The organism is Atlanticothrix silvestris CENA357, assembly GCF_016056295.1.
GTDB classification, from domain to species: domain Bacteria; phylum Cyanobacteriota; class Cyanobacteriia; order Cyanobacteriales; family Nostocaceae; genus Atlanticothrix; species Atlanticothrix silvestris.
On record NZ_JAECZB010000082.1, the window covers coordinates 50,913 to 65,542 of the forward strand.

12 protein-coding genes are annotated in these 14,630 nt (G+C 40.3%); 11 read left to right on the forward strand and 1 reads right to left on the reverse strand.

The window, feature by feature from the left end; all coding sequences use genetic code 11:
* The first annotated feature begins 46 nt into the window (after nt 1-46).
* A complete protein-coding gene (locus I8751_RS21095) occupies nt 47-247 on the forward strand; it encodes a hypothetical protein (RefSeq protein WP_214441063.1) in 201 nt (66 codons plus the stop codon).
* Here I8751_RS21095 and I8751_RS21100 read toward each other — a convergent pair whose 3' ends face one another.
* The gene (locus tag I8751_RS21100) at nt 248-937 is read right to left on the reverse strand and encodes a Uma2 family endonuclease (protein ID WP_214441064.1); all 690 of its coding nucleotides are present in this window, start codon (nt 935-937) and stop codon (nt 248-250) included. It lies immediately after the preceding gene.
* Between the two features lie 254 nt (nt 938-1,191).
* Between I8751_RS21100 and I8751_RS21105 the strand changes: the two genes are divergently transcribed.
* From I8751_RS21105 to I8751_RS29800, 10 genes are all read left to right on the forward strand, one after another.
* The gene (locus I8751_RS21105; RefSeq protein WP_214441065.1) at nt 1,192-2,160 is read left to right on the forward strand and encodes a phosphate/phosphite/phosphonate ABC transporter substrate-binding protein; all 969 of its coding nucleotides are present in this window, start codon (nt 1,192-1,194) and stop codon (nt 2,158-2,160) included.
* 13 nt (nt 2,161-2,173) lie between these two features.
* Nucleotides 2,174-4,420: an ATP-binding protein gene (locus I8751_RS21110; protein WP_214441066.1), complete on the forward strand. Its 2,247-nt coding sequence runs from the start codon at nt 2,174-2,176 to the stop codon at nt 4,418-4,420.
* Nucleotides 4,417-5,817, forward strand: a complete 1,401-nt coding sequence (locus I8751_RS21115) for a hybrid sensor histidine kinase/response regulator (protein WP_214441067.1) — start codon at nt 4,417-4,419, stop codon at nt 5,815-5,817. The genes I8751_RS21110 and I8751_RS21115 overlap by 4 nt, the downstream gene beginning before the upstream one ends.
* A 107-nt stretch (nt 5,818-5,924) precedes the next feature.
* On the forward strand, nt 5,925-6,215 hold the full coding sequence (locus tag I8751_RS21120) for a hypothetical protein (RefSeq protein WP_214441068.1): 291 nt from the start codon (nt 5,925-5,927) through the stop codon (nt 6,213-6,215).
* A 134-nt stretch (nt 6,216-6,349) separates the two neighbouring features.
* Nucleotides 6,350-8,569 (forward strand): CHASE2 domain-containing protein, encoded by a 2,220-nt coding sequence (locus I8751_RS21125; RefSeq protein ID WP_214441069.1) that lies wholly within the window; start codon nt 6,350-6,352, stop codon nt 8,567-8,569.
* A gap of 368 nt (nt 8,570-8,937) precedes the next feature.
* The gene (locus I8751_RS21130) at nt 8,938-10,866 is read left to right on the forward strand and encodes an alpha-amylase family glycosyl hydrolase (protein ID WP_214441070.1); all 1,929 of its coding nucleotides are present in this window, start codon (nt 8,938-8,940) and stop codon (nt 10,864-10,866) included.
* A gap of 136 nt (nt 10,867-11,002) precedes the next feature.
* Nucleotides 11,003-11,770, forward strand: a complete 768-nt coding sequence (locus I8751_RS21135) for a DsbA family protein (RefSeq protein ID WP_214441071.1) — start codon at nt 11,003-11,005, stop codon at nt 11,768-11,770.
* A gap of 77 nt (nt 11,771-11,847) precedes the next feature.
* Nucleotides 11,848-12,453, forward strand: coding sequence for an adenylyl-sulfate kinase (gene cysC / locus I8751_RS21140; RefSeq protein ID WP_214441072.1), 606 nt, complete (start codon nt 11,848-11,850; stop codon nt 12,451-12,453).
* Nucleotides 12,454-12,576: 123 nt separating this feature from the next.
* On the forward strand, nt 12,577-13,644 hold the full coding sequence (locus I8751_RS21145; protein WP_318780353.1) for a TIGR03032 family protein: 1,068 nt from the start codon (nt 12,577-12,579) through the stop codon (nt 13,642-13,644).
* Nucleotides 13,645-13,852: 208 nt separating this feature from the next.
* Nucleotides 13,853-14,630: integrin alpha (locus I8751_RS29800; RefSeq protein ID WP_404800446.1), on the forward strand; the 778-nt coding region annotated here is incomplete at its 3' end.

A 14,630-nucleotide genomic window follows, 5' to 3' on the forward strand; every position in this document is an offset into this window, starting at 1 on the left:
AATATCATAACTCATAACTCATAACTTTGAGAGAGAGGAATTTACTGTGGAGCCAAAAATTAATTGTGCTGAAGCTTGCGTCAATGGGTGCGTTTTAGGAGATAAATGCCCCAATATTGAGTTTAGAGAAGCAGCCGCAAAATTCATTGAAGACACTTCCTTAGACGAAATGCTGCAAATGGCTGAAGAACGCCTGCGGAAAAAAATGATGGAACCACCAAAATGGGTTTTGCCTGAAGATCTATAACTAAATAGTATTTGGATCTATACCTAATTCTTGCAGTTTTGCTGCCAAGCGATCGCTGCGCTGCTTTTCTTGTTCAGCTCTTTGTATCTCCTGTTGTGCAGTTTCTTCTGGTGTGGGTACTAGTTGTCCTTCAGCGGTGTAAAAGCGTAAATTTCTTGGATCAACTCCCAAATATAACTCTAATTGTTGGCTCCATAACCAACCTTGGGAATTAGATTCTATTGGTTGATATTTACCAGCTAACAACACAAATCCAGCAAATTCTAAATTATTAGGGTCAAACCAGAAGTATTCTGGTGTACGAAAAGTGTCTTGGTAAATTTGCTTTTTCAAACCCTTGTCAGTGTTTGCTGTAGAGTCTGATAAAAGTTCTACAATGACGTTAGGGTATTTACCATCTTCTTCCCAAACAACCCAGCTTTTACGCGGTTGGCGTTCGGTTCCCAGTACCACAAAAAAATCTGGGCCTCGGAAGTCTTGTGATTTGATTTGGCGCGGACTGTAATAGATTGTAAGATTGCCTGCGGCAAAAAAGTCATGGCGATCGCGCCACCACCAATCAAGGCATTTTAATAACAACAGCATTTGCTGCAAATGTAGGTAACTTTCCAATTGCGGCTCGTCACTATATAAATCCCCTGGAGGAAAGATAACATTTTCTGAGGTTGGTAAATCTTTGGCGATAGACATGGCAACAGGTTGTCTAGGTGCTATAAGTTTAGCGTAGCAGTAAAGCAAAACTGCTGTTGTTGAAGGGATATGTACAGGCTGAACCGCTTCAACGCTTCATTAAATGCAGAGATCGAAAATAGCGTTAGCATAGATTTTCTCAGTTGGAAATAGATGTACATTTTTACAAATTTATGTGAGAAGATGCACTGGTTTGGGATTAATAGATATGGAATTGCTTCTTCAGAGAACAGGCTTCAAAAGCAAGAAAAACCATGCACCAGCAACTTTGTTGTCAAGTTGTCAAAAATATCCCTGGTAAAAAGACTACTTCTTTAATTTCAGTATTAGCGATTGCTATCTTCGGTTCAGCCTGTACTCCCATTCGTGAAAGTTCATCTGTGACTTTACCAAATGCGGCTCAATCACCTGCTAATACCACCAAGCAATCTGGAGAGGAACAAGCGACTGTCACGATGGCAATTAATCCTTGGCAAGTTTCAGTTGATCAAGAACAGAAACTCCAGCCTTTAGCTGACTATCTCAGCAAAGCTTTAAAACGACCCTTTAAATTTAAAATTACCAAGGACTACCAAACAGCGGTTGATTCCCTAGTTGAGGGGAAAGTAGAACTTGCCTACATTGGGCCTGGTAGCTATATTGCAGCTCATCTGCGTGACCCTAAAATTGAGCCACTTGTGTCATCAATTAACCAAGATACTAAACGACCTTGGTACACATCTGTGATTATTGCCAATAAAGCCAGCGGTATTAAGACCATCCCAGATTTAAAAGGCAAACGATTTGCCTTTGTTAGTAAATTGTCAACTTCTGGATATATCGCACCAATGGCTCATTTTCAGAAACTGGGCATTAATCCTGAAAAATATTTTGGTTCGGTAATCATGGCTGGTAGTCATGATAAATCAAAACAAGCCTTAGCAAAAGGGGAAGTAGATGCGATCGCAGATGATCGCAGATCATATACACAACAAGTAAAAGAAGGGAAAATGAGCCCCAAAAAATACACAATTATTTGGGAATCTGTTCCTTTACCTAGTGTCCCCATAGTTGCTTCCAGCAAGCTCTCAGTCGAATTAAAGGATGCTTTGAAAAAAGCCCTAATTGAAGCACCAGAAGGCCTCATCGACCCTAGTGGAGCAGCGGGAGTTGGATACACTTTGGTGCAAGACGGAGACTACAACATTATCAGAGAGTTTCAAAAGCGCGTTTCTAGTAAATGAGGCGAACTAAGATATGCGGATAACGACCAAATTAATTGGGTCGTCTTTGCTCGTCGTGGGATTAGTTACCACTACTTTGATTGGTGGCGACCTTTTCATCAGGCGAGCAGAACAGACATCTCAGGATAATCAAGCCAAAAATGCCCAAGCTTTGACAATTATTCTGCAAATCAATATCGCTTTAAATAACCAGGTAGCTGCGCTCAAAGACATGATTTTGCTGAAGCGCGATGGTTCTAATTGGGTGAAGTACCAAGAAGCTTTATCTGAATTTATCAAAGATTTAGCTGAGCTAGAAAATTTAAAGCCGCAGACAACCTCTGAGTTAGCCAGAATTCGTACCCGCCATAGCCTGCTTGCCAACCTAGCAATAGAGTTAACTAGTCAATCTCAAGCAAACAAACCCTTAGAATTAGCTGAATCTCAGCAAGATTTTCGAGTAATTAACGCTTTTTCTAGGGACATTGAACTTTATTTGCATTCATTAACTCAGAAACTCCAGAAACAAGATGCCTTAGCAAAGCAAGAATTTGATCAGTTTAAGCAGACTACCCAACTTGCTCGACAAATTCTGATCTTGTCAATTTTGTTGTTTTTTGTCGCTCAATTATTGCTGATACTTCTACCAGTGATTCGCTCGATTCAAAAGCTGCAACTAGGAGCCACAAAAATCGGCAATGGAAATTTAGCGTATCGCTTAGATATCCAAACCAAAGATGAAATTGAACAGTTGGCAAACGCATTCAATCAGATGGCAGCAACTCTAGCTGAATCTTATCACTCTCTAGAGTTGAAGAAAGAACTTGCTGATACTGCTAATCATGCCAAAAGTGAATTTTTAGCAAATATGAGCCACGAACTACGAACACCATTGAACGGTATCCTCGGTTATGCTCAAATTCTCCAACAAGATAAAAGCCTGACTTCTAAACAGCAGAATGCTTTAAGAATTATTTATCAATGTGGTTCACATTTGCTAACACTAATCAACGATATTTTGGATTTATCCAAAATTGAAGCCCAGAAAACAGAACTATACAAAAATGATTTTCATTTTCCAGCATTACTTCAGAGTGTGGTAGAAATTTGTCGTATTCGTGCTGAACAAAAAACTATTTCATTTATTTATCAGCCAAGCTCTGAGTTACCTGTTGGTATTTGGGCAGATGAAAAACGCCTACGCCAAGTTTTAATTAACCTCTTGGGTAATGCCGTTAAATTTACAGAAAAAGGAGGTGTGAAGTTTACTGTTAGTTTGGTAGATCAGTCCTCATCAGTAATTAAAAACAACCAAAAAAATATTCACAAAATTCGATTCCAAATTACTGATACAGGAATTGGGATGAATCAAGAACAAATAGCAAAAATATTTTTACCCTTTGAACAAGTAGGAGACAGTAAAAAGCAAGCAGAAGGTACTGGTCTAGGTTTAGCTATTAGCCAAAAAATTGTGAAATTAATGGGGAGTACAATCCAAATCAAAAGTGAGCTAGGTCAAGGTAGTACATTTTGGATTGATTTGGATTTACAAGAGTCAGTGGATTGGATACAGATACAGTCTGCTAAAGTCATAAATAGTGCCAAAATTGTGGGTATAGTTGGTAGTAAAAAGAAAATTCTCATAGTAGATGATAAATGGGAGAATCGTTCTGTTTTAACCAATCTGCTGGAGGAAATTGGGTTTGAAATGGCAGAGGCTGCTGATGGTCAAGAAGGTTGGGAAAAAGCGATACAACTTTTGCCTGACTTAATTATTACTGACCTGACAATGCCTGTTATGGATGGTTTTGAGCTAACCCGTCGCCTCCGACAATACCCAAAGTTTCAGAATTTACCAATCATTGTTTCATCTGCTAGTGTGTTTGAGTCTGACCAGCATAAAAGTATAGGAATTGGTGCAGATGATTTTCTGCCTAAGCCAGTACAAGTAGATGATTTATTACAGAAACTACAAAAATATTTGCAATGTGAATGGATTTATGAATCTCCACAAACCCTAAAAAACACAGGTGAAGTTCAGTTGCAAGAAGCGAAAAAAACTACAAATGAATTAATACCTCCTTCTCCCGAAGAAGTTGAAAAATTGTTTGAATTAGCAATGAGAGGTAACATCCGAGGCATTCGTGAAACCGCCCAACATCTAATACAATCAAATGAAAACTTGATACCATTTGCTGAACAATTACAGCAACTAGCTAAAAGCTTTCAAATCGAAAAAATTAAGGAATTTATTCAACCATATCGGGGAGAAAAAGTATGAACTTACCTGTTTTAGAGACAGGAGTAATTTTAATTGTGGATGATAACCCCAATAATTTGGAAGTGCTATCTGAAACATTAATCGATACAGGTTGGGAAACCTTAATTGCTGTGAATGGCGAGGGTGCGATCGCCCAAGCAGAATATGCTTGTCCTAATATCATACTTTTAGATGTAATGATGCCTGGCATTGACGGATTTACAACCTGTAAACGTTTAAAATCAAATCCGACAACCTGTAATATTCCCATAATTTTTATGACAGCTCTTTCTGAAACTGTCGATAAAATCAAAGGTTTCAATTTGGGAGCCGTAGATTACATCACTAAACCATTTGAGCAAGAAGAAGTATTAGCTCGCGTCAAAACTCATCTGAAAATTCATAATCTAAGTCAGCAACTCCAAACTCAAAATCAACAACTTAAACAAGAAATAGCCGAACGTCTGGCAGTCGAAGCCCAGTTACAAAAACTGACTCAAGAATTAGAAAAACGAGTAAAAGAACGAACTTTTCAACTACAGCAAGCTCAAGTTAGTTTGGTACAACAAGAAAAAATGTCTGCTCTAGGTGAATTAGTTGCAGGGATAGCTCATGAAATTAATAATCCAGTTAACTTTATTCTAGGTAATCTGAACCACGCCTCAGAATATGCTCAAAATTTTATTGATTTATTTTCTTTATATCAGCAATATTATCCTCATCCTAAAGTTGAGATTTCTCAAAAAATAGATGAAATCGATATTAATTTCTTAATTCAAGACTTTCCGCAAATCATCTCATCTATGCATAAAGGCACAAAGCGTCTAGCACAGATGATTCATTCCCTGAGGCACTTCTCTCGTCGAGATGATTCAGCAGCCAAACCTACAGATATTCATGAAGGTATTGAAAGCACACTGTCGATTTTGCAGTATCGCTTGAAAGCCAATCCAGAGCGTCCGGCAATTGAAGTGATTAGAGAGTATGAAAATTTGCCCCTTGTAGAATGTTTTCCAGGGCCAATGAATCAAGTTTTCATGAACCTCCTCGCCAATGCCATTGATGCACTAGAGGAGGGGCTGGGGATTGCAAACAGGGGATTGGAGAAAGGCTTTTGCAAACCAATCACCCCGACCATTTGGATTCGCACTAGTGTACAAGCACAAGGCTCATCTGTGACAATTGAAATTGCTGATAATGGTATTGGCATGACAGAGGAAGTTAAACAACGTTTATCTGAACCGATGTTTACTACTAAACCAGTAGGAAAGGGAACAGGGTTGGGTTTATCTATCACTCGGCAAATTATTGAGGAAAAACATGGTGGAGCTATCTGGTTTGTATCTGAGGCGGGACAAGGCACAGAATTTTGGATTGAAATTCCTTTGACTAGACGTGAATCACAGAAACACAACTAAGGTAAAATATGATTCTTTACTTAAAGATTGTGATTCGATTGGACATCAACTATTATGCAAGCTGGCTACTCTATTAGTAGAGCTGCTGACACGCAGGAGATGAAAAAATGAAGGTTTGGCTTGCCTGCTTTGTAGTGCTGTTTGCTTTGGCAGAACTGTTTGACTGGTTACAAGAATTCGCACTGCCATTGCCTATTTATATTTTAGGTGGGGCTTTTTTAGCCGTTGCTTCTAACTATGACAAAATTATTGGCTCTTATTTAAGTGATCCAACTATTATTGACGCATCACTCGAACAACCCCAGTTAGATTCGCTAACTCAATCGCCTAACTCGATTTCTTTTCAAATAGCTAATCCTGCCGAAAATACTCAACAGAAATTAGAAAGTGGGGAGTAGGGGAAGAAGAGCAGGGGAGCAGAGGAGCAGAGGAGAAATAACTAAATAACTCTTGCTATTGCCTATTGCCTATTGCCTATTGTCTATTGCCCAATACAATTAACAATTAAAATTTAGGCTACCGCTACAATGCTGTGATTAGTGGAATATTAGAAAAACTCCGAGCCGCGTTGGCAAAATATCAAGGTTATGGTGATAGCCCTGCCAATAAAAATTGGTGGCAAATTATTCTATTTACAAGTTTAGGTGTCACTACCTTGATATGGGGAGTTCGAGAACTGAAAGAGTTGCAGTCTTGGGAGTTAAAAGCTTATGATCAAATGCTGCGATCGCGTCCTATAGAGCCACCTGACCCCCGGATTTTACTAGTAACTATTACTGAAGAGGATCTAGCGCGCCAGAAGTGGCCTCTGCCAGATGCCACAATTAATCAACTACTATTAAAATTAGAGTCTTATCAGCCGCGTATTATTGCTCTAAATCTTTATAGACCAGAACAAAAAAATTTGGCAGCAGATTTAAAAAATCAAAAAAATATCATTAGCACCTGTTTGTTAAGCAGTATCGGCAGATCAGAAGTTCCACCGCCGCCTAATTTTAATCAAGACAATATAGGCTATAGCGATTTAATTCCTGATAACCATGAAGACCAAATTGTTCGCCGTGGTTTATTATTTGCCCACTCTACAGATAACAAATGTACAACCTCATTTTCATTTGCAGCTTTAGCAGCAGTTAGTTATTTAGAAAAACAAGGTTTAGAAATAGATTTTCCCGATACAGACAATTTCTATGTAGGTAAAATTAATTTCCCAACTCTCAAAACAAATTCCGGCAGCTACAAGGGTTTAGATGCTGCTGGTTATCAAATACTATTAAATTATCGCCAAAGCGATCGCCTAGCTCAGCAAGTCACTCTCACACAAGTTCTAAGCAATCAACTCAACCCCAATTGGGTGAAAGATCGGCTAGTAATTATTGGCATAACAGCTGCCAGTTTACATCCTGGATTATATACACCTTATAGCGCTTCACCAGAGCAACCAGCTAGAACACCAGCTGTGTTAATCCATGCACAGATAGCTAGTCAACTTCTTAGTACAGTCATAGATGGACGACCCCAACTTTGGTACTGGCCGGACTGGGCTGAATTAGTGTGGGTATGGAGTTGGTCAATAGTGGGTAGTATTTTGGGATGGCGGTTTCGACATCCTTTGTTATTGCTAGTAGTTGGCAGTATAACTCTAGCTAGCTTAGTGGGGATATGTGTTGGTTTGTTTCTCCTAGCCGGGTGGATACCACTCATCCCCCCAGCTATTGCTTTAGTGATTAGTGGTGTTAGTGTTATGGCTTACACCACATATCAAACCCAGCAGCAAACTCAAGTAATTATTCTGCAAGTTGAACAACAAAAAGCAGCGATTGAACAGTTAAATATCCTTTTAAAAGAAACTACAACTACCGCAGACAGTACTACAATTCGTGACCTGCATGTTCATGACAATTCTGCATTGACAGCACCAGAAAAAAGAACTGGTGATTTACTTTTGGGTGGACGTTACCAAATTTCCCAAGTTTTGGCTGCTGGTGGATTTGGTCGCACATATTTAGCAAAAGATACTCAGCGACCAGGTAATCCTAGTTGTGTAGTTAAACAGTTAATGCCAGCACGCCGAGATCCCAGATTTTTACAAGTTGCTAGAAGATTGTTTAATACAGAAGCGGAAATTTTAGAAGCTTTGGGTAAACATGAACAAATTCCTGCACTTCTGGCTTATTTTGAAGATCATCAAGAATTTTATTTAGTGCAAGAATATATTTCTGGACATACTTTGGGTGAAGAATTACCACCTGTACAGGGTCTGAAAAGTGAATCATTTGTGATTGACATGCTCAAAGGTGTATTAGAAATTCTCGTTTTTGTGCATGAACATCGAGTAATTCATCGGGATATCAAACCAACTAATATTATTAGATCTACCCAAAATCATCGACTAGTATTAATTGACTTTGGTGCAGTCAAATTGATGCAACCACCCACAAGTGATCAAACAGAATTAGCAACAGTAGCTATCGGGACACGGGGTTATGCACCACCAGAACAAATGGCTGGTCATCCTCGTCTATCGAGTGATATTTACGCTTTGGGAATGATGGGCATTCAAGCTGTCACTGGCATACCTCCCCAAGAACTGCATCCAGATTCAGAAACAGGTAATATCATCTGGCGAGAAACAACATCAATTAGTGAAGAATTAGCAGTGATTTTGGATAAAATGGTACGTTATCATTTTAGTGATCGCTATCAATCATCCACCGCAGTTTTACAAGATTTAAAACGTATTGTTAAATAAATAAATTTATCACCAATTTACGAAAGATTATCTCGTTTATGCAGCGTCCCACAGAGAACAATCATTAAATACATATAGCAGTCCTAAATGAGTTGCGAACAACAAGATCCCCGACTTCTTGAAGAAGTCGGGGATCTGAGCCTCTCGATGTTTGCAAATCAATAGGATTGCTATATCAGCTTAATATTTCGTTTTTATCCTATTACTACTGAATTATATCTTTAGGTATAACTATAAACTAGCTAAGGATAGATACTTATACCAAAGGAAGGATGGCATAATATTTTAGTTTGCTAACGCACATAACATTTAAAAACGCTATGTTTACGGCTGTGCAAACTTAAACTCCATGAAATTGTGCATTTTTTATGGTCAGCACCCCCCCATCCCAGTTTTCGCCAGATCAATACAAAGTAGATTCTGCCAAAACAAAAGTAGAAGCTTTAATACAAACGCCATCACCAGATACAGAGATAGACCTAGAATTTCTTTACACCAGAGATATTGAATTTCGTCAAGAAACACTTTACTTTCTTGTAGTTGATCGCTTTTATGATGGTGATCCAGATAATAGTGAAGGTTCTAACTCAGAACTGTACGATCCCACTGGACAAGATTGGGGTAAGTACTGGGGTGGAGACTTACAAGGTGTCATCGATAAATTAGACTATCTCAAAAATATGGGAGTAACCGCTGTTTGGTTAACTCCATTGTTTGAGCAGGTTGAAGAGTTGTTTGTTGGTAATGCAGCTATCCACGGTTATTGGACAAAAGATTTTAAACGGATAAATCCTCGCTATATTGCACAAGGAGAAGATCCTTCTTTAAACAACACCCAAGAAGCAAAAAATACAACCTTTGATCGCTTAGTTACGGAACTACACAAACGCAATATGAAGTTGGTGCTAGATATTGTCTGTAACCATAGTACCCCTGATACTAGCGGCAGTAAAGGTGAATTGTATGATGATGGTGTCAAAATTGCCGACTTCAATAATGACGTGAATAATTGGTATCACCATTATGGAGAAGTGCAAAATTGGGAAGACGAATGGCAAGTACAGAACTGTGAACTAGCAGGCCTAGCAACTTTTAATGAAAATAATACTGAATATCGAGAGTATATCAAATCAGCAATTAAACAATGGCTAGACCGGGGTGTTGATGCACTACGGGTGGACACTGTCAAGCACATGCCTATCTGGTTTTGGCAAGAATTTACTGGCGATATGAGCAATCACAAGCCAGATGTGTTTATTTTTGGTGAATGGATTTATAGTCATCCTGGTGACGATCGCTCAATTGAATTTGCCAACTACTCAGGCATGACTATGTTAGACTTTGGACTGTGCGTAGCCATTAGGGCAGCACTGGGTCAAGGTTCAGAAAACGGATTTCAAACAATTCAATATATTTTTGATCAAGATCATCGCTACAGTGGGGCGACAGAATTAGTTACCTTCATCGATAACCACGATATGCCCCGCTTTCAATCGCTAAATCCTGATCCAGCCATGCTGAGGGTAGCGATCGCCTTAATTATGACATGTCGCGGTATTCCTTGCATTTATTACGGTACAGAACAATATCTGCATAACGATACCGATGGCGGCAATGATCCATATAACCGCCCAATGATGGAAAATTGGGATACCGATACTGAAATTTATCGTTATCTTAGGCTACTGTCTGGATTACGGCGATTAAATCCCGCTGTATCAATGGGTAGTCACTGGTCAAAATATCTCACCCCCGACATTTACTGTTACGTGCGCCGCTATCGTGACTCTCTATGTTTTGTAGGCCTCAACCGGGGAGGAGAAGTTACTTTACCAGAAGTAGAAACAGAATTACCCGATGGTGAACATACCTGTGTAGTAACTCGTAATAAATACGAAGTCAAAGACGGCAAGATTTATGATTTAGTACTCGAAGAACGTGGAGTCCTTGTTTTTAGTCACGTTGGCGAAAGAATTAAAGCAGAAACAATTGTACGCGTACAACTCAACGGCGTGCAAACTCAACCAGGCGAAATTATTGTTGTGACTGGAGATTGCCCAGAACTAGGTAACTGGGATATCAGCAAGGCTTATCCTCTAGAATACATCAACACTAATACTTGGTCTGCCGAAATTCCTTTTAACGAGAGTACTGGCAAGCTGATTAGTTATAAGTATGCCATGTGGCGAGAAGGGCGATCGCCCCTGCGTGAAAATCTCGTTAACCGCCGCTGGGTAATTGCTAAAGAAGGTACAGTCAAATGGCGTGATACCTGGGCATCGGGACGAGAATCTTAGAAAGTTGGGCATTGGGGATGGAGAAGAGTCATTAATACCCAATGCCCCTTTTTATGGAATTTCTTTTTCAAGTGCGATCGCTTTTACACATCTCAGGCAATACTAAGAAAATACTGAATTTATCAAGTATTTTGCTATGCGCCAATTATTGCAATACCTACGTACCTCGATAATACTAAGTTTAGTTTGTTTAGTATTAACTTGGTCGCTTCCTGCACAAGCCGCTAACCAAATTAATCCCAAACTAGAGCAACAAGTCTTACAAATTATCCGCGAACACCCAGAGGTATTAATCGAATCTGTTCAAACATATCAACAGCAACAGCAAGATAAATTAAAGCAAGCACGACAGGTATTTTTACAAGATTTCAACATTAATCCTCAAGCAGTAATTGGTGATTCTCCTACTGCTGGTTCGCCTCAAGCAAAAACTGTGCTGGTAGAGTTTTCTGATTTTCAATGTCCCTACTGTGCTGAAGCCCATAAAACACTCAAGCAGTTGCTAGCAAAACATCAAAATGATTTGACATTGGTTTATAAACATTTCCCCTTAACACCTATTCATGCTGAAGCTATGCCAGCAGCCCAAGCAGCTTGGGCTGCCAATCAGCAGGGTAAATTTTGGGAGTATGAAGATGCATTGTTTACAAATCAAAAGCAACTTGGTGAAGTTTTGTATTTAGATATTGCTAAAAAACTCAATTTAGACTTAGAAAAATTTAAAAGCGATCGCCTAATTGCCAATACTGCTATTGAGCAAGATATCCAACTAGCTAAAAAATTGGGAATTGCTGGCACACCTTTTTTTGTAATTAATAGTCCAAATTTCTCTGGTGCAGTGCAACTGTCAGAAATAGAAGGTAAATTATCTGATACCAGTAAACTAGGAAATAATGTTCATTAGACCCTACTTTAAGTAGCGATCGCGTCAAAAGTTGCCTTAAAGTTTACATAAATGAAGAGTTAACTCAGGCGAGCATCATGAACTACTCCGGATTTACCTTGTGGTTTACAGGATTATCTGGCGCAGGTAAGACCACAATCTCAAAAGGTGTGGCATCGGTGTTGAAGGCAAGAGGTTATCGTGTAGAAATTTTAGATGGGGATGTGGTTCGCACTCACCTTTCTCAAGAATTAGGGTTTAGCAAACAAGACCGAGATACAAACATCCGGCGCATTGGATTTGTCGCGAGTTTACTGAGCCGGAATCAGGTGATTGCAATTGTAGCGGCAATTAGTCCTTACAGAGAAATTCGAGACGAAGTTCGACAAATGTCACAAAGTTTTGTAGAGGTTTATGTCAAGGCATCATTAGAGACTTGCTCTCAACGGGATGTCAAAGGGCTATATGCATTAGCAAAAACTGGAAAAATCAAAGACTTTACAGGGATTGATAGCCCTTATGAAGAGCCTTTAAATCCAGAAATTATTTGTCATACTCAATACGAAAGTATTGAATCAAGCATTACCAAGGTTATACAAGCTTTAGAAGAACAACGATATATTTCGAGTCTTGCTCATGATGGGCAAAAACAAGGGGTTTTAAATACTATCACTACTGACTTAGTAAGTGAGTTAGATGCGTGAGTTGAAAATTTCACAAACATTATACATCTGAACAGCAAATATGTTATAGGGTAAACACTGAGACCAGTTAATTAAATAGTTACTTTGGTGGACTCTTCACGTACCCCTAGCGATCAACACTCAGTGTCTGTATCGAGCAAGGCTGTGGTTCCTTCCTTAGAAATCAATGCTTCCCGCCAGTTTACTCCCTGGCTGTTCGAGCAAAATCTCAGTCTGGCGTTTACCACTTATCAAGCAGGTAAATTATTTTTTATCGGTTTGCAACCTAACGGTAAATTATCTATATTCGAGCGCACCTTTGAACGCTGCATGGGTTTGTATGCAAAAGGTAGCAGCTTGTATATGAGTTCTCTTTATCAACTGTGGCGCTTTGAAAACATCCTACAAACAGGACAAGTCCACGACAATTACGATGCTGTGTATCTGCCCCAGGTGAGTTATGTAACGGGAGACTTAGACATCCACGATATCGCCTTAAGTAATTCTCAAGCAAATAACGATGCACTGAATTTAATATTTGTCAATACCTTATTTAGCTGTTTAGCCAGAGTTAGTCAAACCCATAGTTTTATCCCTCTATGGCAACCGCCATTTATTAGTAAATTGGCAGCAGAAGACAGGTGTCATCTCAACGGGTTGGCAATACGAGATGGTCAACCCAGGTATGTTACTGCTGTTAGTCAATCAGATGTGGCAGAAGGATGGCGGGACAGGCGGGCTGATGGTGGTTGCGTCATTGATGTGGAGAGTAACGAGATAGTACTGAAGGGGCTTTCTATGCCTCATTCCCCTCGGTGGTATCGAGATAAGTTGTGGTTACTCAACTCTGGGACAGGAGATTTTGGCTACGTAGACTTGGAACGAGGCAGCTTTGAACCTGTGGCTTTTTGTCCGGGATATATGCGTGGATTAGCCTTTCATGGCGACTTTGCTGTAGTGGGAATTTCTCAGCCAAGGCACAACAAAACTTTTAGTGGTTTGCCACTAGATGAGAAGTTACAACAAAAAAACGCTGAACCTCGCTGTGGGCTACTGGTGATTGACCTGAGAAGTGGGGATATTGTGCATTCAGTGCGAATGGAGGGGGCGGTACTGGAATTATACGACGTGGTGGCACTGCCTGGGGTGCGTCGCCCAATGGCGATCGGCTTCAAGAGTGATGAAATTCGGCGAATGGTGACGGTGGGATGAGAGACGTGAAATTTCACTAGCAAAAACAACTAACAACTGACCACTGACTACTAACAAAGGAGAATCAAAAACAATGGCTAATGCAATTTTAAATCTATCTGACCTCAACGGCAGTAACGGCTTTGTAATTAACGGCATTAATGAATTTGACTTCTCAGGCGGCTCCGTCAGCAGTGCGGGGGATATCAACGGCGACGGCATTGATGATGTGATTATCGGGGCACCTTATACCGACCCCAACGGTCAGTCTAGTGCAGGGTCAAGCTACGTAGTCTTTGGTAGCAGTAGTGGTTTTAACGCTAGCCTTAACCTTTCATTTCTCGATGGCAGCAACGGCTTTGTAATTAACGGCATTAATAGCGGTGACAGCTCAGGCTACTCCGTCAGCAGTGCGGGGGATATCAACGGTGATGGCTTCGATGACTTGATTATCGGGGCATCAAGGGCCTCCTCCTACAGTCTGTATGGTGCAGAGTCAAGCTACGTGGTCTTTGGCCGCAGCAGTGGTTTTAACGCTAGCCTTAACCTTTCATCTCTTGATGGTAGTGAAGGTTTTGTGATTAACCGCATTAATAACGGTGACAGGTTAGGCACCTCCGTCAGCAGTGCGGGAGATATCAACAGTGACGGCTTCGATGACTTGATTATCGGGGCATCAAGTGCCTCCCCCAACGGTCAGTTTCAGGCAGGGTCAAGCTACGTGGTGTTTGGTCGCAACAGTGGCTTTGGTGCGGGTCTCGACCTCTCTGACCTGGATGGCAGCAACGGCTTTGTAATTAACGGTATTAATAGCGGTGACTCCTCAGGCAGATCTGTTAGCAGTGCGGGGGACATCAACGGCGACGGCATCGATGACTTGATTATTGGGGCAACACGTGCCGACCCCAACGGAACATTTATTGCAGGGTCAAGCTACGTAGTTTTTGGTAGCAGTAGTGGTTTTAACGCTAGCCTTAACCTTTCATCTCTTGATGGCAGCAACGGCT

What these genes read in the sequence shown, in the direction of transcription:
- I8751_RS21100 (WP_214441064.1), bottom strand. Translation starts at nt 937, where the DNA reads ATGTCTATCGCCAAAGATTTACCAACCTCAGAAAATGTTATCTTTCCT.
- I8751_RS21115 (WP_214441067.1), top strand. Translation starts at nt 4,417, where the DNA reads ATGAACTTACCTGTTTTAGAGACAGGAGTAATTTTAATTGTGGATGAT.
- I8751_RS21105 (WP_214441065.1), top strand. Translation starts at nt 1,192, where the DNA reads ATGCACCAGCAACTTTGTTGTCAAGTTGTCAAAAATATCCCTGGTAAA.
- I8751_RS21110 (WP_214441066.1), top strand. Translation starts at nt 2,174, where the DNA reads ATGCGGATAACGACCAAATTAATTGGGTCGTCTTTGCTCGTCGTGGGA.
- I8751_RS21135 (WP_214441071.1), top strand. Translation starts at nt 11,003, where the DNA reads ATGCGCCAATTATTGCAATACCTACGTACCTCGATAATACTAAGTTTA.
- cysC (WP_214441072.1), top strand. Translation starts at nt 11,848, where the DNA reads ATGAACTACTCCGGATTTACCTTGTGGTTTACAGGATTATCTGGCGCA.
- I8751_RS21120 (WP_214441068.1), top strand. Translation starts at nt 5,925, where the DNA reads ATGAAGGTTTGGCTTGCCTGCTTTGTAGTGCTGTTTGCTTTGGCAGAA.
- I8751_RS21130 (WP_214441070.1), top strand. Translation starts at nt 8,938, where the DNA reads ATGGTCAGCACCCCCCCATCCCAGTTTTCGCCAGATCAATACAAAGTA.